Here is a 22608-nt window from a genome sequence, read left to right as displayed (position 1 = left end):
GTAAGCGTCAAACTATACCCACATTTTAACGGAAAATATATTATGAGATAATCTCCTCATAAATGATTCGGAGGAGGATCTCTTTGGAAAAAACAGAATTACAAATTGAATGGGAACATCGTATAGTTGAATTTAAGGCTAGCGGACAGACCCAATCAAAATGGTGTAGAGAAAATGATTTAAGTCTCCATAAATTACGTTACTGGTTAAACAAGCTGGATAATAACAGTTCAAGCTCTTCTCAAGAACCCTCGCCAAAATGGATAGCGGTCTCAATGGAAGAAATCGATCAAGAACCAAGTGATTCATTAAATATTAAAATTGGTGAAGCAGTGATAGAAGTAAAAACTGGTTTTAATCCATCGTTTCTGGCGGAAGTTATTAGGACTCTGAAAACTCTATGTTAAAAGAGGCAGCTATTAATCATGTCTACCTTGCGCGAGGCAATACGGATCTGAGAAAATCTATCGATGGTTTAGCTATTCTAGTTAAAGAAGAGTTTGAACTGGATCCTTTTTCTTCTAATCTATTTGTTTTCTGTAATAGACAACGAGACAAGTTGAAAATTCTCCATTGGGATGAAGCTGGTTTTTGGTTGTATTACCGCAGGCTAGAACGTGGGAAATTTCAATGGCCATCGGATGACAATACGGCCCCTTTGAAGATTACTCGCCGCCAACTTTCGTGGTTGCTCGATGGGTTATCCTTGGAACAAAAACAAGCCCATCCTGTAGTAACCGCAAGAACCGTTATTTAAATAATGAAAAATCGAAAAGTTTGTCTATCTTGTTGTATAATAAATTCATGAAAAAGATGGCGAAATCACCTACCAAAACTCCTACAACTGAAGAACTTCTAAAACGCTTAGAAATGCTGGAAAAGCAAAATGCAGAATTAGAGGCGAAGCTCAAAGAAAAAAACGAATTAGAAGCCAAATTAAAATGGCTTGAAGAACAGCTTCGCCTTCTGCAACATAAAAGATTCGGCGCATCAAGCGAAAAAACTCTCCCTGGTCAATTAGAACTTTTTAATGAGGTTGAAAAGGAATCAAATCCTGAGTTACCAGAACCTGTTTTAGAATCTATTACCTATCAGCGTCGCCGTAAAAAACGTGGTCATCGTGAAGCGATGTTAGAAAACCTGCCTGTGGAAACGATTGAATATCGTTTACCAACTGAGGAACAGGTCTGTTCGTGTTGCGGTGGAGCTTTACATGAAATGAGTACAGACATTCGACAAGAGCTAGTTTATATTCCTGCGGAATTGAAAGTGAAAAAACATGTTCAGTATGTTTATTCTTGTCGCCATTGTGAACATGAGGAGATTCATACACCTATTAAAACAGCACCTATGGCAAAACCAGCTATACCGGGAAGCCTTGCGTCGCCTTCCATCTTGTCACATATTATGACTCAAAAATATGTAGATGGTCTTCCTTTATATCGTCAAGAGAAACAATTTAATAGAATGGGTATCAATCTATCTCGTCAAACTTTTGCCAACTGGATGATTATTGGTGCGGATCGTTGGTTAAGTGCACTATATAACCGGATGCATTCCCTTCTTTTAAAACTGGATTTATTGATGGCTGATGAAACTACTCTCCAAGTTCTACATGAACCTGGCAGACCAGCTACATCCAAATCTTATTTATGGTTGTATCGCACAGGGAAAGGAGGACCATCCATCATTCTTTACGATTACCAAGAAACTAGGGCAGGAGAAAATCCGAAGAACTTCCTGGACGGTTTTAAAGGTTATTTACAAGTTGATGGATATGCCGGGTACCATAAGGTACCAAATGTAACACTGGTAGGATGTTGGGCTCATGCCCGCAGGATGTTCACTGATGCACTAAAATCCATGCCTGCAAATAGCACAAAACCAGTTTCGGCAACAGAAGGTCTAAATTTCTGTAATCAACTTTTTGCGATTGAACGCAAATTAAAGGAACTTGATCCAAAAGATCGTTATGATGAACGTCTAAAGCAAAGTAAACCAGTACTAGACGCTTATTTGTCATGGCTTAAAATACAAGAACAAAACGTTTTACCAAAGAGTGCACTTGGAAAAGCCATTGCATACTGTTTAAATCAATGGGATAAGTTAGTGGCCTTTTTAGAGGATGGACGATTAGAGATAGATAATAATCGAAGCGAGCGCTCGATTAAACCAGTAATTATTGGAAGGAAAAATTGGTTATTCGCAAATACACCGCAAGGTGCACGAGCAAGTGCTATTATTTACAGCATTGTGGAGACAGCCAAAGCAAATGGATTGAATCCATATTACTACCTTCGCTATCTGTTTGAGCAGCTTCCCAATATAGATTTGACAGATGAAAAGGCCTTGGATCAATTACTTCCTTGGTCATCATCAATGCCTGTAAATTGCATAATCTTTAATAAGTTATCTAAATAGTACTATGGGCTCCCATCTTAATGAAGGTGGGAGCTATTTTACGCTTACTNATCAATGCCTGTAAATTGCATAATCTTTAATAAGTTATCTAAATAGTACTATGGGCTCCCATCTTAATGAAGGTGGGAGCTATTTTACGCTTACTTTTAAACTAATGGATAGTGAATTAAATTTACAATATCTGCTAACTTTTGCGCAAATATTTAGCCACATTTCCAATTGCTAACACTGAAATAATCCACTAATTAACTATTTTGTAACGTTAGGTAGTAGATGGGAATCGCATTTACAATGTTTTTAAAAACAAATATAAAAAACCTAATTCCTCGGTGTTGTAAGGAGGAATTAGGCTTTAGTTACTTCATAATAGCACCCGTTTGTTGAATATACTTAACTAAAGATCTACATCAAATGTACAGAGTCATTTTCTATAATGTATTCTGCTACTGTTTTAATTAAACTGATTTCTTTTTCTAATTCAGTTTTGTGTAAATAAGGGTGATATGTAACATCCTTTTTGGAGCTTTTACTATGAATTAACGCGTTCCTTGTTTTATATATTCTATTTGAAATAGCCTTCAAAATTTTATCTTTTTCCTTATCCCAAATAATTACATCACCTGTTGAAAATGAAACATTATTATTTTGATAAAAATTAAGTTCTTCATTACTTAGTCTTTGTTTGAAGTCATCCAAGTCATAAATATATTTATTTAATACGTAATTTAGTGATTGTTGTTCGTTTCCGCTTCCATTTTCCCTAACTAATCTATTATCTTTTATTATTTTTTCAATTATATTAAATAATTGTTTATCATCTTTATAACTAAATCTTGGAGATGTAATACTGTTTCTTAAAGTATTTATCTGTTGTTCTCTATATACGTCATCAAAATAGTATTCAATTATATGGTAAAAGGAGATAAATGAAATAAAAGGGTCTTCAGAAGAAACTGCTAAATTATAATAGTCAATTAAATTAGAATTGTACTTTCTTTTCGGAGCTTCAAAATCAATATTTTGTGCCTTTTGCCGTCTATTTAGAATACCTATGATCTCTTCGATACTATACATTTTTATTGGACTATCCATATTGCACATATACGTATAACTAAATGAGTCTATTGCATCGTCTAAATTAATTTTTGACCCCTTCTGCTTAGTTACTTTTAAAGAAATACAATCTGCTGCTCTACGCATAATATTTAATAATGAGATTTCCTTACCATCATCATTCTCATTTCTTCTGTACCTCATATTACTTCTGTTGTTTAATACCCTTTGTATCCTTTGTGTCATTTCTGTTCTTAGCTTAATAGGAAACTTCTCAAACATTTTTTTATAAAGCCAAACTATATAGTAGTCTGTGACTTCTTCACTCATCTCATATTTAATTTGATTATCAGTATCTTCAATCTTTCTATAAATTCCTTCATCATCAAATCTACGAAGTTGATAGTAATCAATTGATACTGCTACTTCTGCTACTTCCTTATCTTCGGTGTTTTTATAATAAATTGTAAATTTATTTTCTGCTATGTTTTCAATTTCATTAAATAACTGTAAAACCCTATCAACTTCTATTACTTCTATTCTTTGTGCATGTGACAACTTTATATATTTTAATGCATCCTCACTCTGTTTAATTCTAAATAAAAAAAACAAATCTTCTATAAATTCATTACCTATCATATATATTTTTCCTTTCAATAAAAATATGATAATTATTCCAAAATGTCCAATTTTAACTCTAACATAAATTTGAGTTTTTTTTATAGAATTATTCGACAATCTGGCCCTTTAGTGGAATAAGTAACTCTTACCAAACTTGCACAAAAATTAGTACCTATACAATATCTTTACGTGTTATAATTCATAATTCTTTATAAACATACTGCCAAAACATACAAAAATTAAATGCCAGAAAAAGAATCCTTTATTGAAATTACGATTTGTCTGAACGAATGCAATTTATTATACTATTGGCTTTTTATTTCTTAAATTTTACTTTCCATAGAAAATCACCTTTTGCGAATACATTACAATTATCAACAGTAATGGAATATTCGATTGAGGTAGTATCTACTAGTTTTAACTTGAATTGAAAAGATTCATCGGTAAATCCATATTCATTTAGTCCTAAGCGAAGACAGTCACTTGATTCAAAATTAAAGAGAAAATCTGCCACTGTTTCACTTTTTGGAGGGAGAGATATATGAAATTCTGCACCAACTATTTCATGATTTTGACCGAATAGACGATGTTTCGAACGCACAGAATTCTTATCCCATACTTCTAGAATTCCATATTGTATGGTAATTGGGAAATCGGTTAGATTTCGGAAAGAACATTCTAACGCTGCACAGCCACTATCTGGATTTACAGCTCGTAACATTGAGTCTAAAATTCGCATTTCGAATCTACCCTGTTTATAGTAGTAATCGAAATCAGCACGAGTAGCAAAGTCATTTGTTGCACCACGTCTTACATAGCAAAATCCTTTATGTAGACTTCTGTATTGTCTTCTTAATATATAGGGTTGTTCTTTTGGTGTTACTATTTCTAAAATTGCCAACAAAGTATCTTTATAAGTAATATAATTTAATTCACAACTTAAAATAGGTTCAATATTCTCGAAGATAAATTGTTGGTAGTTAGAAGGATCAACTGTTTCTGTAATACCTATTATATTTCTTTGCCCTCCTTCTTTCTCCTTAATACCCATTATGATATATCGTGAACCAGCTGTTTTTGAATTAGCCATTGCTAATACATCTTTTAATAAACTTTCGTATTGTTCTTTTTTGTAAAGCGTCGCTTTAAAATCTAAATGGTCACTTTCGTTTTGTGATAAAAGTGTTTCAAGAAAATCTATATTCATAATAAACCTCCTTTTTAGTTAATTTTACCATTAAATATAATTCTAGGGTGTCGCATCGTTCAAGTTTGTAACCGATCAGTTCATGAAAACTTTAGATGGAGTTTCTTTAAGTCATTTTCAATCTCTATGGTAAAAGACTTATTTTTTCGCTTCATTTATGGCTAAAGGTTCAGGTTTGTAGAATAGGAATGGGAACTTTTTCTAAGAGTTTCCGTATAATAATGAGGTGAAAATTTATGCTAGAAATTTAAAAATCGGCTTTATTAACATGTTTGTCAGCTACTCGTTGCTGGTACTTAATTCTTTTCTTTTTAGTGAAAATGTTGATACGAGTTTTGTTGGGGAATGGGATAGGTAATTACTTTTAATCTGCCCTTTTGCTAAATTGTTCTTTTGGAAGAAGAGGATAATAGCTGTTAAATTATCAAAGATAATTGCCAAAAAGAAAAAACAATAAATTTTGAATTTAGGAGCGCTGATATGGATTATATAATTGAAAGTATATTGAATTATGTAAAGAAACCTAATACAAATTATGCTGTTATGTTGAATGGGAGCTGGGGAAGTGGAAAAACATATTTTTGGAACCATGTCCTTAGCGAAAAAATAGAAAATCTTGAAACTGAGGAAGATAAAAAAATAAGTACAATATATGTTTCACTGTATGGTATTAAAAATCTGGATGAAATTGCTAAACAAATATTTTTTGAATCGTATGTATTGAAAAATAAAAAGGTTAAAGAAATTGCAGAGAGTCATGTTGGGAAAAGGATAACTCAATTTGGTAAAGCAGCAATTAGCATTGCTAAAAATTTTGATATTCCAATTGTGGACAAATTGTTGGAGACGAACATCCAAATTGATTTTGGGAATCTTACAAATCTAAAAAATTGTGTGATTTGTTTTGATGACTTGGAGCGAGCAAACATAGATATCACAGACGTTCTGGGTTACATTAATAATTTTGTTGAACAGGATAACATAAAGGTAATCATAATTAGCAATGAAAAAGAAATTTCAGAGAAGCTCAACAACCGAAATCTTGAATTAAAAACATTAACAACAATATTTGCATCACAAAAGGTAGGAAACTTAGTTGCAGATTCAAAGGTAAAAGACATCGATGAGATAAAAAGAGCGTTAGACAGTAATCTTGGAGTAATCTTCAACAAAAGTGATGATTATAAAAGGATCAAAGAGAAGCTGATTGGGAAAACATTAACTTATAGTATGAATGATACCGAATTAATTTCTGCACTTGTTGATGAAATCACGAACGAAGAGTATAAAAACTACTTATATGAGCAATTAGAATTCGTCATTTCAACATTTACAAAAAGTGAAACAAAAAATATTAGGATACTTAAACAGGGACTTGATGATTTTGAAACAGTATATAAAATTGTCCTGGAGAAGTACCCTGATTTCCCAAAGCCTATTCTTAAGCTTATGTTGATTTTCACCTTGGCAGCATCGTTTGAAATTAAAACAGATGTTTCTGGTAACGATGAACTGGAAAAATTAAATCTATTTTCCGATTATCAAGCAACTCTAATCAGTTTTAAAATGTTAAATAAAGATAAGAGTCATTACCTTGAATTATTTAAAAAGAAATACTTCTCAGCTTTTAGTGATCTTGATTATATTTTCTTTAAGTTCATTGAAGTATTGATAAGAAAAGGTATTTTAGATAGAGAGATTTTTGATAGGGAATTGGATGAAGTTATTAATAACCTAACGAAAAAAATCCCTTTACATATTAGATTACTCAGACATGGGTACTGGGAGCTGACAGACGAGGAATATGCAGAAGCGTTACAAGAGTGCTACACGTTAATCCATGGTGGAGAATTGCACTTACCATTTTATTTGGATGCTTTCCGTGTATTTAGTAGACTTTCAGAAATAGGATTATTAGAAGAAGACACCACAACAATTAAGGAGCATATTTTGAAGGGGTTAGACCTAGCCTTTGAAAAACAACAATATTACAGACATTTAGATGTAACACTATTACCGCAGGAAGAAGCTGATAATCAGGATATTAAGGAAATAAAAGATAAAATAAAAAGCCTAAATAAAGGGTTTTTCGAAAAGAAAACTCAGAAAGAAATGGTAGATTTAATTGAGTTGATCCCAGATGAAATAAATAAATTTTATTATTTGCTCCAAGAGAAGTATTTTTATATTCCGATTTTCGCTCATTGTGATGTTGATTCCCTTTATGACAAAGTGGTCGGCTTAGAAAATGGTCAAATTATTAATTTTGCTAATATCCTTAAAAAAAGGTACCTAGGATCGAGTACACAGCAGCTAAGCACAGAATTAAAAACATTCGAATTACTAAGTGGAAAAATTCTGGAACATATTAAAGATAAAGACCTTTCTTTAAGAATTGCATTATTTAAAGAATTAATAAAAGTCCTTAAGAACATAAGTGAAATATTAGTTGAAGACCACCAAGAAGAAGTTGAAGTTGAATAAGTTCAGACATTATAAAATTTCCTTGTTTAAAAAGTTGCTTTCATCTTTGCCATTCTAAAGTAGTTTATATCACAGCAATTAAAGAAGAAAGCTTTGCCGAGATTATTGTTATCAGACATACTTAAAATAAATAGGAATCAGCCATAATGTGGCTTTTTCTAAATTCAATTTTGCATGTTAAATAGGCTTGTTCGACGAAAGGGTTGCGTTAATGGAATAACTAAAGATTATAGAGAAGCCAAAATATGATTATTTTATTTCTTGTAATCATATTCTGGCTTTTATTTATAAATAAAATATACTGATGTTTCCTACATTTTTTAAATTGCCAAAAACATTTTTATTTGTAATTACAATTCTAGGTCATCAACAAGTGAGTTTTTATTGATGGATTTATTCGAATGGTTTAACTGGTAAATGTTATGCTTATGTGTAGCCTGTTGTGGGGAAGCATTTCTATATTTTTCAAACTGTTCATATCCTTTTAATGGATCGTCTGAAAACATAGATTGAAAAAGCTTATCAACAACAATATTTCGAGTTTTACCTGTTGTGACCAAGTTAATTAGAGGGACATTTTTATTGCTACTAGCATCTAACCACATGAAAAATATTTCTTCATATTCATCAAGGCGTTTATGTAGTTCTATATTCTTTCGTTTTAAATCATTAATGGTATGTTCCCGGTTGTTTAATCGTTCTAAAAGTGATTGATTCTTTTGTATGTACTTTTTTAGTTTATTTTCATTTATTAACATTGCACCTTGTAGCTTATCTTTATTAGATTTACTACCTTCAAAAAATTTATCCATGGCATCCATAGTGTCAATAATCTTTTCTGTATTCGATTCATTATTTGGAAGAGGGGAATACTCGTAAATTTCATTTGCTCTATCAATCGCCTCTCGACCTTGGCGACCTGATTTTCTCCAAAAGTCCTCACTAAATTTGTATGGAATTACTTTCTGTTCATATAATTGTTCTGAATATCTATAAACATCTAAATATTTTATCAATCCATTACCCTTATTTTCTTGTGTGTACATATAAATGATATTATCAATTTCTTCTTGTGGGTATATTTTAGCTTTCCTGCCTCGTTTGTTGCTCAAAATCCTTCACCCTTTCCTTCACCCTTGCAAGATCCCTTAAGGCCTTTCTTAGTTGCTTGGAAGTTTCTGAAAGTTGTTTGTTATATAAAGTACTATTTTCTGAATATGATACGTTTTTTGATTCCTTAATTCCTAAGATATGCAATTTTCTTAAAGAATTAAGTAGAACAGAGGTTTCATTCTGCTTCTCTTTTACGATAGATTGGATATACTCAGCTTTTTCTTTATATTCATCAAATGAAATTCGCCAGTAATCACAAAAAATATGTTCATCAACATAGCACCGTTGGTATGGGTCAGTACAATAGCCAATCTCTAAATCTATTTTTGTGTCAGTAGTAGGAGGTTTTAATATAAACTTTTCTTTAAAATTGTTGTCATCATCGTTGATATATTCTTTCATGGAGTTTACTCCAGAGGATGTTGTATTAAATTTCAACGCTAATTTCATTACTTCGGAATCTACCCAATATTCCAAATGTGAATGGTAATGATATTGGGATTGTATTGAGATATGACCACCTAATCTCGCAATTTCTACAGGATGATATCCAAGTATGAGTAAATTTAAAAAAGCGAAATGCCTTGTATCGTTTAACCGTATCTTTCTATAAATTATTTTGCTATTTAGCGAATCTTGTTTAGTTGTTAATGTATCACTTTCGAAAAATACAAATTTATATTTATTAAAAACAACGTCATTGTAGAATGAATCTAAAAGGTTTCTCATATTTGTATAGTTAAAAACATCAAATTCATTTTTTAAATATTTATATCCTTCACTATACTTTGGAATGGAAATATACGAAATTAGTGTATTTGTTTTACCAAAAAACTCTGATTTACTAATGTATTGTTTTATTTCGTCCGAAAGATATTTTGGAATCAAAATCTCGTCTATTACCTTCGTTCTCGATAATTGTTGCTTACTTCTAGGAAGTCTAATGTAAACATTTTGTTCTTTTTCAATTAGGCAATTTCTTTCTATTCCGCAAAACTCCGATATTCTAATAGGAATAATGTTTGTTAAATTCCACCATAAAAGTATCGGAAAATACCGTAAGTATTCCTCATCTGTTAAGGTAGAATTAAAATAATTTTCAATAATCATAGAAAATTTTAATACATCATGCGAGTTTGGTAGAATACGAATATTATTCTCAACATTAGTATTTTGCTTTGCTTCCCATAAGTATTCCGCGTATTGACCATTATGATCAACCAATGGAAAATAATCTAAAAAATTTAACGCAGCTAAACAATGATAAATTCTAGTTCGTGGTGTTAATTCGTATTTGAAATAGTCCTTAATTTCATCTAAAACGTTAGCATCAAATCCTTTTGAAATCAGAAGAACTTTTTTAAAATTATTCAAATAGTCACCTATGGTACCAGGTGCATAATCTTGTTCTAAAAAAGTTGATACCCAACATTTTACGATAGATACTAAATTAGTATTCGAAATAAAAACGGATAGATGATGGATTTCTTCAAAGCTCAAGTGTGTTTTAATTGAGTTATTGTTACGTAGTATCCAAGTGTTTTCTGTGAAACGACAATCATTTAATTGATGGCGCTGTGTATAATCATCCAGTATTTGGTTGGCTCTCTCGATTGAGTATTCCATGTCGTAAGTTGTATCACTTAACGGTTCTAATATTTCAAAATCGCTATAATCAACATTAAATATGTTTATGTTAATCACTTCCTTTTAATTGTTATATAGTCACTAGGATTAGGAAGGGAACGTATTGCAGAAATCAAAGTTTGATAATCATTAAATTCATCAACAATAAAATCATCAATTACTTGTTCTCCAAATCGATCTTTCGCTGATTTTAGTAATAATAAGTCAGAATATAACAAGTTAGCTAACCTTGTTTTCTCTCCCTCATAAGATGTGTTAGTAAAGAGTATTTCAAATGATTTTATTGTTTTACTAACTCTTTTACATATTTGGCTGATAGCATAAAAGTGAGGGATTGAGAGCGGGCATTTATTACAATCTCTTTCTTCAAAGATACACTTACCATAGATGCATTGATAATTTTCTTCTTTAGAAGGAAGAAGTCCTAGGTTTACTAAATCAAATTTTTCTCGTAATTCCATTTCGTTCAAATTTTCTAGGTATTGCTTTATTGAATATCTTTCTTTTTCTATTAAGTTAATATAACCTGCCAAGGTTTCAAGTTTATAAATATCACCAAATACCTCCTTGACATGAAGTGAATTACGGGTCCGTTCTTCTTGGTTATCAACATTTCCTTCCAAAAGAATAGTTGCCATTGCATCATAGGTATATCCAAAATATCCAAGGTCAAATAATTGTTTTGAAATAAAGTCGAAATGTTCCTTAGGAATATCCACATATATATTTGTTGTAGCTATATCTGAATGATTTCGAATATGTTTTAATATTTCTAATGAATTTCTGTTGAATTTCTTTTTAACGACATCTTCCATAAGCGTTATGAATGTCCTGTTCATCACTAATGAACCAAACTTAAAATCTGTATTGTATTGTGCGAAAAACGCTTTGTGTGTAACTGGTTTCATGGTATTTCTTTCATTATTAAAGTCAATTAGTGTATCCGAAATAGGATTGGTCTGCCTAACCCTTAGCTCACAAATTACGATTGCGTTTGCAAGTGGTAGAGTTAGTTCTTCGGAACAAAAGAAATGTCGTCTTTTCTTATTTTTTGAATGAATAAAGGTAGTAGATTTTACCTTCACCATTTGGATTATCCTCTTAGCTTCTTCATTACTTAATTCTTTGTTTTTAAAGTCATCAATGTTGTTAATCGATAAATCATATAAAGGTATTCTTGGAAAAACTTTTACGTCAGTACTTCTCCATCCGTTGTTCATATGAAGCAAAACATATAACCATGCAGAATCATAACATTTGTGAGTCCCGGCACTATTTATATTGGCTTCAACATCTTTAATGGCTAGCTCCTTATGTAAAGGAATATCTGTAACATAGTTTAGTAATTCGATGTATTGACTTGGAGAATATATTTTTTGTTCTTTGTTATTTCTTTTATTTCTTGCCCTTTCATGTGGATTGTTTATATTTTCGATCTTTATATAACTGTAGGGTAAACTATTGTTGACTTTATTAATAAAACCATAAATTGTTTCTTGATAAGTTTGATAGATATTTTGGTTGAATATACCCAGATTCAGTTCCTTTGCTGTATATGAAAATAGTTCTTTAGCATTTGTAAATTCTACTAACAACTCTGTTATTGAAATATAAGAAATGATCCTGTTATTTACTGTTTGGTTGCTAGCTTTTGTTGTTAATAATTTCTCCTTCACAAACTTATTCCAATATTTTCCTGTCAATTGTCCATTTGAAGTAAATTTAATTCTTTGTATATCTAATAGGTTCAAGAATGCTTGATAAGGGTCATTAGTATGTTTGAAAATTGTTTTGATTTTATCTCGTAGGTTATCTCGAATATTTTTTAGTTCAAATAATGATTGTTTTTGATGTTTATCCCGCATTTTGCCGAGATTAGGCAATTGTTGTACTAGTTCCTGTATTCTTTCTTGTACTAAATCATCAACTTCCTTCTTTGGATATACAAATGCTTCACCTATAAATATTTTTATTTTAATTAAAGCAGGAATAGGAATGCCCATTTTTGTTAGATCATTATTAGATAGCCCTAATTCTTTTTTCTTACTTGCCGGATAATACATTTCTTGGTAGGAAGAATATTGCTCTGTTTGTATTTTTAATAATTTATCACTATCAGATAAGGTTACTCCCTTAAGATGTTTTCTGAAAGGATGTCCTATAACATTAATATGATTTTCTACTAATGCCTTAGTTACGTTTTCTTGACGGAGACTTAATAATTTCTTTAATTCAGTTAAAGAAACGAAATTATTTGATTGATTCAAAATATTGACTACTTCGTCTTTTTTATAGTAGACTGTTAGAGTTTTAAGTTCTTTTATTCTTGCTAATAGAGGAATTGGGTATGATTGAAATTTACTTGGTGTTACTTTAAACTTTTTCTTTAAATCTTCTCCTGCATAGTAATTGGATGTAATAGTTTTATATAGTTTCTGTTGTTTTTCTAAAAGAAATAATACGTCACTTTCTTTAAACCTAACTCCACCTCTAAAGGGGATTGATGGGATATTATATTCATCAATAATGTTTCCTACTGTGTTATTACTAAACTGAAGAATTTCAGCTAGTTTACCTTTAGTATAAGTGTATATATCATTTACCTTTTCGTTTTTTTCAGTAAACTTATCTACTTCTTTTTTAAGAAAGACTTTAGATTTTAAATTAAATTTATCTATACGAATAAGATGGGGTACTTCTTGTGTAGTAAGTTTTTTGTAACTTTCATAACTCCAATATAATCCTAATTCCAAAACTTCGTAATGAGTATAATAATTTTCAAGATAATATTGATACAGTTCTTTTTGTTTTTTAAGTAAGAAATCTAAATCCTCTTGGGGATATAATATCGCATTGTTTATCTTGTTTTTATTTAGTATAGGTTTAATTGAGTATAATTCTAAAGTGTGATGTAGGTTATTAATAGTTAGCCTTAATTTTTTTTGAAGTACCTTTTTGGAAATCGAATTTGCTATATATTTTTTCATTTTCTTGATACACTCCAATTGTTCAAAAACTTGGAATCAATTTGGGCGCTTCCTTTGTTATAAGCAGACCTAATTTCTTCTACTGCTAGTTTCATATTTTCCACTGCTGTTTTTTCATCGACATAGGACAAAACAGAATCTATACTACGATCGCCCCTTGCGATTGCAACTTGCGTTACATTCATCCCTAAATCTAACAAGAAATTCGTAAATACACCTCGACCAATATGAGTAGACCAGCTGTTATCGGTTAATAAAGTATAAGTCTCAACATCCTGTTGATCACTTATTTTTTTCAATAATAAACTTTTTATTTTCATGAATTTAGCATGATACTGTTTGCCACTTATGGGCATTCCATTATGTTTTGATACGAATAATGCATAATTGTTTTTAATTATTCCGTTTTGTTCCAACGTTTTAAGCCTTTTTATATGTTCATCATAGACTGTTAGCAATAAATTGTTTACAAGTAGAGCCTGATCTCTTGGTCTCTTAACTTGTAAATGTGAACTGTTTTTAATATGAGGAAACAATTTATCTTGATTATCTCTCACTTTAAGTATAAAACCATCTGTTCCATTACCTTTTAAATCAACACTTTGTTTTGTAAGGTTGACTACTTCTGACCTTCGTAATCCCCCAAAAAATTGAAAACATATACCTAGCACTATGTCTGGTTCATATATTTGAGCAAGCTTAATAATTTGTTCTACAAGGGTATAACGTCTACTACCAAAGTCAACTAAAAGGTTTGGCACTCTTTCATCTCTACCAACTAATATGATGTCCAGTTCATTATCTAAAAATGGGTTTCTAGGAACTTTCTTTATATTTTTTCCCTTGCCTGTGGTGTAATAAGATAGTTCGAATAAATCATGAATTATTTTGTCCTCTGCAAGCCAATAATAAAAGTAGACTAAATACTTCATTTGATCGTGTACATAATTTGGTGTTATTTCATTTGCTTTTGCTCTTAGGGATAAGTAAGTGATATAACGAGCTGAATGTGTTAGATTTAAACCGCAGATTCCTTCCTCTTTCAAATGTATAAAATCCTCATCATTAAGAATAACTTGTCCATAAACATAATTTAGGAATCTAGTAATAGCGTAAGCACAATTCCTTTGACTACTAATTCCCTTGCCTTTATCTCTATATCTTCTCTTAATAAAGTTAGTTAGGGGAGAAGGGATAATATTATTTGTTGAGAAACTTTTAACTCCAATTCCAATGGATTGTACAATAAACTCACGGTCATCATATATATGAAGTGATTCATATTCACTAACAACAAATATATTTTGGTTCAAAGTAGTTCCTCCTAATTTCTATAACACATTGTGTAAAGTATATTGGAAAGTACCTATCAATTCCCTTGTTACTTTAGTAGATAGCTTGCGTAACTGTAGACGGTAAATATCTCGAACTAATGTTCTGTGTGTTGTAATATCATCATATCAATTATTTCCTTATATTAGAACCAATTTAGTTTATTGTGGGTAAAAAAATAATAGTCTTTAATTGTTGGTATATTTGTATTTATTTGATAGATTATACTCTTAGATATATTTACTCCCTAAATAGAGTATACAANGGGTAAAAAAATAATAGTCTTTAATTGTTGGTATATTTGTATTTATTTGATAGATTATACTCTTAGATATATTTACTCCCTAAATAGAGTATACAAATAGAGATCCTCTGATTCTATAAGGACATCCGTAAAATAAAGTAGGATGTTATCGTTAGGATACTGCTGCTTCACAAAATCAGCCACTGCAAAGCTTGAGACTCCCCCGGAAAAAAACACGACATGGTTATTTTTCATTATTAGAAACACTCCTTAAAAAAGTTAAGTAACCTTCAATTCAAAATTGATATTTAGTCCTTCTGCATAGGCTTCTTCAATGCTTTCAACATAATCGTCAAAATCAAATTCCGCTCCTAGACTCTCCCAAAAATAATAGGGTCTGAATCCTTCCTCAATAAGGACGGTACCTCTTATTTCCTCTAATTCGAACTTTTCAAACAAGAATTGAATAGTTTGAGTTCCAATTCCGTGTTCTTTTTCAATGATTTCAATCATTTCAAGGAACATTACCTTGCTCTTTATTTCAAAAAATAAATAACCAAGGATATTATGTTCACGATCAATAATTACTTTTGGTTTACAGCTCCCTTGCTGATAGTTCATCTGAATGATGTGAGTATCAGGAACATCTACAATATCCGCTACAGCATACATAATAGTCACTCTCCAAAATGAAATAAAAAAGCTGACCGCTCTAAGTGAACGATCAGCTTTGGACTAATTCCGTCTTTGACGTATAATTCTTTTAATATGCTTCTGCAGTTCCCGTGCAATGTCTTTATTGGCAAAGATCGCACGCCCTGGATACATAAGCTTAACTAAATCAAGCACACGTTTCTCAGGCTCCCCTACAAAAAGACAAAGAACATCAATCCCATTTTTCTCGGCTTTCTCAACCATATGTCGAATGGTTTCAGGACCTTCTTCATGACTAAAAATAGGAAGCCCATCCGATAAGATAATTAACAAACGAATATCTTCATCCTGCTTTGCCAATTGATTAATTGACCATTGCAAGGCAAGCGGGTCCCGATTCCCATACTCAGGAGTAATAGCTCCTAAATACCCTTTTTCTTCGTCACCATAGCGATTAGGATTTGGCTTGATCGGATAAATAATCGTATCACCATCATATTCAGTAAATGCGTAAGCAGTTGAAGGTACATTGGCTTCCATACATGATTCTAAAAGGAGTAGCATCGATTTCTTAATTTCTTCAATTACAGATACACCATTTGGTAAAGTGCTATAAGTGGATCCACTAATATCAGATAGAAAAGAAACAAATGCACTCCCTTTTGGAGTCCCAGTCTGTTTTTTGCTAAAGATATTGGTATCATCACAATGTACTGCCTTCCAGACTCGATTAGACATGATCCGGCCGCTCCGCACATTTTTTCTAACGCTTTCCTTTTCCTCTTTAAGTAAGTCTTTCAATGCTTTGGCAATGGGCTTAATATAGCGTTTAACTTCTGTGTAAGTGGATTGATAGCGGCTAACACTTTGATTCCTATAAGGTTTAACATGAATGTCCTCTTTATTGTTGTCCACCTTATCAGGTATCTCAATTTCTACCATATCAACCCGTTCCGCAAAGTCTTGAATTTCTGCCTCAATCGCTTTTTCCTCTTTCTTCAGTTGTTTGGCTTCTATGGAAATAATATGAGTAAAGTCAGGTTTGGTTGATGTCTCTGCTTCCTCATTATCCTCGTGACCTTCTTTTTCTGCTTCAGATGATTCCTCTTCTTCTGCAGCTCTTACTTTAATAAGAATTTTCTGAGCGTTTTCAGAAGTTTCTCTGGAATCTCCCCATTGCTTAGTATGCTCGTGATCATCAGCATGTTGAGGAGATGGGGGTTCATCCATATCCATTTCATTTAAATCCATCCATTCAACCAAAGTTGGCCAAACTTCGACCATGATATCCGATACGATTTCTAAACACTCTCTAGTAGATGGTGCTAACCGTAATTCATCAATTTTGTCTTGAATAGATTCGACTAATGCTAATGATTCGGGTAACCAACTTTCTAGGTCTGTCATGCCTAATACTCTACTTGAGTAACAGTCTTGAAAGTCGTTGACTGGATTCTCTCCGATCCCTTCCCCACGAATGCCAAACCGCCATTCATAATTACAAAAATCAATGTACTCTTTATAGGATGGAAGTTTAAGAGCTACAAAGTTTTCCATCCTACCATCCATTGACATATTCCCAAAGAATTGTAACCAGCGAGCGGGATATTTCTGTTTTAAGAAATCCTTCCAATCCGCTAACTCCCCAGATCCTCTTTCTTCCTGCCAGGTAATGTAATCCTCGATTACGTCATATTCAATATGACCGCGCTCGTGAAGGCCGTGAGATTTCCTAAGGATCCGACATTCTTCAGGTGAAAAATCACGGTGTTGTGGAGTTTGAATATCATATTTAATAAATATGGTCTCCCCATCAGTATAAGATGTATGATCATCCACCCAAAGAAACCCAAAGTCTAATCCTCCAAACAAAGAGCGAAGGGACCGTTTTAATTGGTCGCCTTCTCTTTGTTTTATCTTTTCTTGACGCAAGGTAAGTGCTTTCGCCATATTATAGACCTCCCTTTAGGTATTCCTCTTCTTCTGAAGAAGTAGGGAAGTCTTTCCAAGCATGGAGGCGAATCATTTGGCGTGCAGCCATGTACTCATCCAAATCCTCTAGCTTGTTTATGATATAGTCCTCAATCACTTCGATTTTTGTATCATAAGTGACTCCATTTTCATTAAAGTATTTGGCAGCGTCTATATAACCTCTTATGGTATCAGCTGCATGCCCTTGAGATTCTTCAGCCATTAATTTGTCGATAGCTTTTTTTATTTTCTCTAAAAAGGTTAAAGCGTATGTATCGCTTAAACCTGTTTTCCCCTCAATAAGCTTTTTAAAATCCGTTGTATAAGGTAAACGAAGAATAGCAAATCGATCTTTAAGGGCTTCACTAAGCCGTTTTGTTCCCACATACCCTTCTCCAACGTTCATACTCCCAATAATAAGAGAATGATCATGACGCTGAATGGCACCAATCGGAGAAGCTAATACCCGGTTTTCGTCTGCTACGGAGTGAAGGATAGAGGTAACATCCCCAACAAGCATATTGATTTCTGCCATGTTGGCAATACCCCCATGTTCAATTGCTTTGGCTAACTCGGATGGATCAAAGGTGCTTTCACCATTCCTAAACCCTGGTTCTCCAACTAAGCTCTCCTTTGTTTCATCACGATTCCCTACATAAATGGTCATAGGCAGACCGAATATCCAGGATAAAGTACTGATTAAAGTATCTTTCCCGCTTCCCTTATTACCAAGAAGGAGTAAGTCTTTTCCATTTAAAATATGACGGATGGCTCGACCTAATATTTCTCCATGGTAAGGAAAGTCTGGTTCCTTAGGTGTAATAGTCATTGGTCTTAAACCGACAGTATCATGAACTAGTGCTCGCTTTTGCTGAACTTTAGCTATTAATCTCGTATTAATTCCTTGAGATTTTAAATAGTCCTGAATTGTATTCCACCCATCTTTCCACACCCGCTTAGTTGTTACTTTAGAAGGGGGAGAAGGAATGGTTGAAGTACTTGCTGCTGGAGCGGGACTGATTGAAGGTTCATCATCTTCAACAGGCTCTAAGAGTTCAAATAAGCTGTTTAATGAAGTATAACTTTTTTGGTCCTTCGGCACAGCCATAGCTTCTAATTCGGAAATAGTTAAACCCATGCTAACCTTTTCCAATTTAAACCCAAGTTTTTGAGCGATTGCACCTGCTAGACCTAAATGCTTACATTGTGACTTTTTCTCATTTGCTTCACAATAATGAAGAAGTTTAATATCTCCGTCTGTACCAATGATTAAATAGGCATAGGGGTCTAAATCCTTAAATTTAATGCGATAAATTTTATGAGAAGAAGTAACTGATTCTTCAACGGAATCCACTTCATCAGGAATCTTTCCTGAAAAAATATTCAATGTAGTTTCAGGCATATTTACACGACTATACTTCGCTTTTGACATAATATAAAACACTCCTCAAAAAAGTTTTTAGTAAATACAAAGAGAGCCAGTATGAACTGACTCTCATTTTTTTTATTAAGCCGCTGGCATTTCGATTTTAGGATTTACCTTCGCATTGACTCTAAGGGTTCCGTTATTATTTAACCAGCCGCTTACTATTAAGATTTGATTGACTCCTAGATTCTCCATGTAGGCTTTGTGTACCTTTGGCATAAATAGGTTAAGCGTTTCTTTCTTTTCCGTTAGGACTTTAAAGTATGAACTACCATCAGTGTTGAATTTCGGTAATTCCTTCACCTGTACTCTATAGAGTTTAGGTTGGTTGCTACCTGGCTCATTGTTACCTGTTTCTGACTGTTCTGGAACCCCTTCTTGCTCGGTAATAGGTTTCATTTCATCAGCCGTTGCAACAGTACCAGTGCCAATTAAACCATACCCTAAGAATCCTAAAGCCCTTCCAATTGCAGATGTTTGAGCATTAGCAAAAGGATTATATGCATCTACGCCTCTATTATTCTCTAATCCTATCTCAATTGTACCAGTAGCTTTACCGAACATTTCTGATTCAACTGAAACAGACATAAGGGTCTTGCCACCTGCTTCAAAAATTTGAGGTTGATGAATATCCAATCGCTTGTTTGCTTCCTTGTGTTCGTCTCTTGCCATTTTAATCCGGCCATCAACAGTAATATAGGGTTTATTAATCGTTACAAAAGTTCCCCGTTCTTTGGCTGACCATATACCTAGTTTTTTGTCATCTTGATCTAACTCAAAGTAATCTTTTGATAAATTTACATGTTGTTCAAGCAAAACTAGAAAATCACGATATTTAGGATCAATTCGAGTTTTTGCTTGTTCAAATTCCTTAGCTGCAGTTTGAACTTCCGCTCTTGCTTTATTCTTAAGAAAATCATAGAGTCTTTTGCTCATGCTACGACACTCTCCTTAAAATTTTGAATTTTTACATCACGTCTTGGCAAATGCTCAGACGGAATATATTGCAGGACATCCTTTAAGCGTATAACTTCGTCAACAGCTCCGGCTATATTGCCAGCAGGCATATTAAAGTTTAAGACTGCCTTGACAATGGCTCCATTCGCTTGTGCTCTTTGTATAGCGGGAACAATGTCACCGTCAGCAGAGAACACAATGATTTCATCAAATCCTTCTAAACTTAGGTCAACAAGATCTAAGCCTAGCAACATATCAACGCCTTTTTCGACTAACTTCTTATTCCGGTCCAATACAGCAAACCCTTTATGAACGGTAATCCCGTTACGAATAAGTGCATTAAAGAAACCTTCACGACGCTGGTGTCGATGTGCATCTATTTTTTCTGGAACATTAGCACAATAAAAATGTCGCTCTGCAGGAGTATCTGAATTAGTAAAATATTCTTCAATCACTTCATAAAATTGGCTCCATGGGCGAATCCCCTCAATACCTAAGTTATGGAGCTGCTTCATTGCATTCATTTCATCAACAAGAATGGCAATCTTGGTCATGATACATCTACCTCCAATTGTAATTGGTGGTCCATTAATGGAATAAAACTTAAAGCTCGGAGCGGGACTCCGTGCCCTGTTCTTTTTTCAATCATGAAACACCATTCATTTGGCCCAAATGGTACAGCACACATGTAAATACCTTCATGCGGCAACTGAAAAGTAGGCCCTTTTTGTTTTAATCCTTTTTCCAATAAAACGGATTCAGGGATTTTTCCATCAAAAAAGAGTTTCAAACTGCGACAACGTAAATTACCCGCTCGTTTAATCTCAACAAAGCGTGTTTGTACATCGTCAATAGAGAGATGTTGTGTGATAACGGTAATGATGTTACCGAAACCTCCACGTGACTCCCTAGCAGTTGAAACTCCTTTACCTGTTTTAAGTAAAGTAATATCGAAACTTTTTGCTGCTTGATCCCAAATTGTTAGCATACGCAGCAACTTCATTTAGATCACCGCCTGTAATCCATGCTGTGTTTTAATATCCAACTCATATTTCAGTAAAGAAATAACACGAGTTAGAATATGGCCAGCGGATGCGGAAATCATAAAACCCATTGACATATCTAGTTCTACTTTCCAGATAGAGAACAGGTCATCATCGATTTGACTCAATCGTATAACAAAATCATTTTTCCTAAATTCGTAACTATCTTCCTTTTTGACAAATCCTAAACTCTTTAAAATGTTAGTAGGTGCCTCACCTTTAGTTGTTGTGAAGCGACACACTGCATTAAGTAGAGTACCTTTAAAGTCACGTTCAATTGCCTTAAGAGTTTGAGATAATTGGTGAATCTCTACTCGCCCTCCAATTAAGTATTGACCGATAAACGAATGATTCTTTCTAACAATCAATCCCTCAATCTCTGGTTCCTTTCCTACTAATCCAACCCAACTAGATTGCATTACTACTGTGTTCATTAAAAATTCCTCCTTAAAAAGTGTATGAGTGCACAAAAAAACACCCATTCTAGAAACGAATTCATGTGTATTCAAAGGAATACATTCGTTCACTACAATGAGTGTTTCTTAGGTAAATAAATCTCTCCTGCAGAGGTGAGATAAGAATAAATAACAAAATATATATACTTAATATTAACATGAATGGAGAAAATAAGTAAATAAAAATAACTATTATATAATCTTGGTGAATTGGCCAATTTTAAAAGGTCGGAAAATCTCCGACCTTTTAAACGTTCCAGTTACCTTCCAGACCTACACCAAGTAACAAAATGCTCGCAATTATTTTGGAAAAGATTATATGTACCCTCACCTAACCGGCTGTAAGCCCTAGCAACAATCTCTCCATTGGAACGTTCAGTGTAGCTCCCTTTTATATGTATTTTTGCTCCTCGTGCAAATTCCTCTAATGAATACTTGATGATTCCTTCATCCATAAGATAATGTATGACGCAATCATCACCAACATACAGTCCATGATGGGTATATCCAAAACGTTGGACATACAAATGATCCCCTAGATTAAAGTGATTTTCTTTTGAACTTAAAGCGCGATTAAAAATGGAAGATGGGTTATTGGCATCCTCAAAATTTTCTGCTGTCTGCGCCAAATTTTCTACCTTTTCATTATATTTACTAAGCTTTTCACCCCAATCTGGATTTATTCCTTCCACAAATTTTTCTGCTTTTTTATTTTGTTTCCTCATATCTTCTGATGAAACATAAACATTAGGTAAATCACGAGTTGGATCGGAAGTATTTGGAGGAGTTTTAATAGCATCAAAAATCCCTTTACCAAAATTGAACATAAGAAAGCATCTCCTTTCAGAATATTGACTAAATACCTATAATTATCCAATTATACAATATTTTTCACTATTTATCAGATTTAAAAATTGTAAAACTCAGCCTTTTATTAATGATTATAGAAGCCTCTCCGATAAGTATTATGTAGAAACTAATAAGTTGGAGGAT

Annotated in this window: 19 protein-coding genes; 4 read left to right on the top strand and 15 right to left on the bottom strand. The window is 33.0% G+C overall.

Annotation, left to right across the window (positions count from 1 at the left end; all coding sequences use genetic code 11):
• Window positions 1-83 precede the first annotated feature (83 nt).
• From tnpA to tnpC, 3 genes are read left to right on the top strand one after another with little or no spacing between them, the layout of a single operon-like run.
• Window positions 84-407, top strand: a complete 324-nt coding sequence (tnpA, locus tag AR328_RS16585) for an IS66 family insertion sequence element accessory protein TnpA (RefSeq protein WP_066298186.1) — start codon at window positions 84-86, stop codon at window positions 405-407.
• A complete protein-coding gene (gene tnpB / locus AR328_RS16580; RefSeq protein WP_066298182.1) occupies window positions 401-757 on the top strand; it encodes an IS66 family insertion sequence element accessory protein TnpB in 357 nt (118 codons plus the stop codon). The genes tnpA and tnpB overlap by 7 nt, the downstream gene beginning before the upstream one ends.
• Before the next feature lie 56 nt (window positions 758-813).
• On the top strand, window positions 814-2421 hold the full coding sequence (gene tnpC, locus AR328_RS16575; RefSeq protein WP_156422728.1) for an IS66 family transposase: 1608 nt from the start codon (window positions 814-816) through the stop codon (window positions 2419-2421).
• 402 nt (window positions 2422-2823) lie between these two features.
• Here tnpC and mauJ read toward each other — a convergent pair whose 3' ends face one another.
• A complete protein-coding gene (gene mauJ / locus AR328_RS16570; protein ID WP_231734939.1) occupies window positions 2824-4212 on the bottom strand; it encodes a methylamine utilization protein MauJ in 1389 nt (462 codons plus the stop codon).
• A 199-nt stretch (window positions 4213-4411) separates the two neighbouring features.
• On the bottom strand, window positions 4412-5302 hold the full coding sequence (locus tag AR328_RS16565; RefSeq protein ID WP_066298168.1) for an AlbA family DNA-binding domain-containing protein: 891 nt from the start codon (window positions 5300-5302) through the stop codon (window positions 4412-4414).
• A gap of 480 nt (window positions 5303-5782) precedes the next feature.
• Between AR328_RS16565 and AR328_RS16560 the strand changes: the two genes are divergently transcribed.
• Window positions 5783-7786 carry a P-loop NTPase fold protein gene (locus AR328_RS16560; protein WP_066298158.1) on the top strand — a complete coding sequence of 668 codons (2004 nt, stop codon included), beginning with the start codon at window positions 5783-5785 and terminating at the stop codon, window positions 7784-7786.
• A gap of 350 nt (window positions 7787-8136) precedes the next feature.
• Here the strand turns inward: AR328_RS16560 and AR328_RS16555 are convergent, their stop codons facing one another.
• From AR328_RS16555 to AR328_RS16500, 13 genes are all read right to left on the bottom strand, one after another.
• Window positions 8137-8898, bottom strand: coding sequence for a hypothetical protein (locus tag AR328_RS16555; RefSeq protein ID WP_066298154.1), 762 nt, complete (start codon window positions 8896-8898; stop codon window positions 8137-8139).
• Window positions 8870-10603, bottom strand: coding sequence for a site-specific integrase (locus AR328_RS16550; RefSeq protein WP_156422724.1), 1734 nt, complete (start codon window positions 10601-10603; stop codon window positions 8870-8872). The genes AR328_RS16555 and AR328_RS16550 overlap by 29 nt, the downstream gene beginning before the upstream one ends.
• Window positions 10600-13533, bottom strand: coding sequence for a hypothetical protein (locus AR328_RS16545; protein ID WP_066298144.1), 2934 nt, complete (start codon window positions 13531-13533; stop codon window positions 10600-10602). Before AR328_RS16545 ends, AR328_RS16550 begins: the two co-directional genes overlap by 4 nt.
• On the bottom strand, window positions 13530-14846 hold the full coding sequence (locus tag AR328_RS16540) for a hypothetical protein (protein ID WP_066298137.1): 1317 nt from the start codon (window positions 14844-14846) through the stop codon (window positions 13530-13532). The genes AR328_RS16545 and AR328_RS16540 overlap by 4 nt, the downstream gene beginning before the upstream one ends.
• A gap of 356 nt (window positions 14847-15202) precedes the next feature.
• Window positions 15203-15364, bottom strand: coding sequence for a hypothetical protein (locus tag AR328_RS22645; protein WP_156422723.1), 162 nt, complete (start codon window positions 15362-15364; stop codon window positions 15203-15205).
• 24 nt (window positions 15365-15388) lie between these two features.
• Window positions 15389-15781, bottom strand: a complete 393-nt coding sequence (locus tag AR328_RS16535) for a hypothetical protein (protein ID WP_066298132.1) — start codon at window positions 15779-15781, stop codon at window positions 15389-15391.
• A 63-nt stretch (window positions 15782-15844) separates the two neighbouring features.
• Window positions 15845-17713 carry a hypothetical protein gene (locus AR328_RS16530; RefSeq protein ID WP_066298130.1) on the bottom strand — a complete coding sequence of 623 codons (1869 nt, stop codon included), beginning with the start codon at window positions 17711-17713 and terminating at the stop codon, window positions 15845-15847.
• A 1-nt stretch (window position 17714) separates the two neighbouring features.
• On the bottom strand, window positions 17715-19166 hold the full coding sequence (locus tag AR328_RS16525) for an AAA family ATPase (RefSeq protein ID WP_066298123.1): 1452 nt from the start codon (window positions 19164-19166) through the stop codon (window positions 17715-17717).
• Window positions 19167-19241: 75 nt separating this feature from the next.
• Complete coding sequence (locus AR328_RS16520) at window positions 19242-20096, bottom strand: hypothetical protein (protein WP_066298121.1); 855 nt, start codon at window positions 20094-20096, stop codon at window positions 19242-19244.
• Window positions 20093-20671, bottom strand: coding sequence for an NYN domain-containing protein (locus AR328_RS16515; protein WP_066298119.1), 579 nt, complete (start codon window positions 20669-20671; stop codon window positions 20093-20095). Before AR328_RS16515 ends, AR328_RS16520 begins: the two co-directional genes overlap by 4 nt.
• The gene (locus AR328_RS16510; protein WP_231734936.1) at window positions 20668-21105 is read right to left on the bottom strand and encodes a hypothetical protein; all 438 of its coding nucleotides are present in this window, start codon (window positions 21103-21105) and stop codon (window positions 20668-20670) included. Before AR328_RS16510 ends, AR328_RS16515 begins: the two co-directional genes overlap by 4 nt.
• A 15-nt stretch (window positions 21106-21120) precedes the next feature.
• Entirely contained in the window at window positions 21121-21594 is a 474-nt protein-coding gene (locus tag AR328_RS16505; protein ID WP_066298113.1) for a hypothetical protein, read from the bottom strand.
• Between the two features lie 281 nt (window positions 21595-21875).
• Window positions 21876-22442, bottom strand: a complete 567-nt coding sequence (locus AR328_RS16500; protein WP_082677279.1) for a lecithin retinol acyltransferase family protein — start codon at window positions 22440-22442, stop codon at window positions 21876-21878.
• Window positions 22443-22608: the final 166 nt, after the last annotated feature.

The sequence above is a fragment of the Bacillus sp. FJAT-29937 genome (genome assembly GCF_001509555.1).
Classification (GTDB): Bacteria; Bacillota; Bacilli; order Bacillales; family Cytobacillaceae; genus Cytobacillus.
This window is presented reverse-complemented; position numbering and strand designations above follow the sequence as displayed.

What these genes read in the sequence shown, in the direction of transcription:
- AR328_RS16505 (WP_066298113.1), bottom strand. Translation starts at nt 21,594, where the DNA reads ATGAACACAGTAGTAATGCAATCTAGTTGGGTTGGATTAGTAGGAAAG.
- AR328_RS16510 (WP_231734936.1), bottom strand. Translation starts at nt 21,105, where the DNA reads ATGCTAACAATTTGGGATCAAGCAGCAAAAAGTTTCGATATTACTTTA.
- tnpB (WP_066298182.1), top strand. Translation starts at nt 401, where the DNA reads ATGTTAAAAGAGGCAGCTATTAATCATGTCTACCTTGCGCGAGGCAAT.
- AR328_RS16560 (WP_066298158.1), top strand. Translation starts at nt 5,783, where the DNA reads ATGGATTATATAATTGAAAGTATATTGAATTATGTAAAGAAACCTAAT.
- AR328_RS16515 (WP_066298119.1), bottom strand. Translation starts at nt 20,671, where the DNA reads ATGACCAAGATTGCCATTCTTGTTGATGAAATGAATGCAATGAAGCAG.
- AR328_RS16500 (WP_082677279.1), bottom strand. Translation starts at nt 22,442, where the DNA reads ATGTTCAATTTTGGTAAAGGGATTTTTGATGCTATTAAAACTCCTCCA.
- AR328_RS16545 (WP_066298144.1), bottom strand. Translation starts at nt 13,533, where the DNA reads ATGAAAAAATATATAGCAAATTCGATTTCCAAAAAGGTACTTCAAAAA.
- tnpC (WP_156422728.1), top strand. Translation starts at nt 814, where the DNA reads ATGGCGAAATCACCTACCAAAACTCCTACAACTGAAGAACTTCTAAAA.
- AR328_RS16565 (WP_066298168.1), bottom strand. Translation starts at nt 5,302, where the DNA reads ATGAATATAGATTTTCTTGAAACACTTTTATCACAAAACGAAAGTGAC.
- AR328_RS16530 (WP_066298130.1), bottom strand. Translation starts at nt 17,713, where the DNA reads ATGGCGAAAGCACTTACCTTGCGTCAAGAAAAGATAAAACAAAGAGAA.
- AR328_RS16535 (WP_066298132.1), bottom strand. Translation starts at nt 15,781, where the DNA reads ATGTATGCTGTAGCGGATATTGTAGATGTTCCTGATACTCACATCATT.
- AR328_RS22645 (WP_156422723.1), bottom strand. Translation starts at nt 15,364, where the DNA reads ATGAAAAATAACCATGTCGTGTTTTTTTCCGGGGGAGTCTCAAGCTTT.
- AR328_RS16525 (WP_066298123.1), bottom strand. Translation starts at nt 19,166, where the DNA reads ATGTCAAAAGCGAAGTATAGTCGTGTAAATATGCCTGAAACTACATTG.
- AR328_RS16520 (WP_066298121.1), bottom strand. Translation starts at nt 20,096, where the DNA reads ATGAGCAAAAGACTCTATGATTTTCTTAAGAATAAAGCAAGAGCGGAA.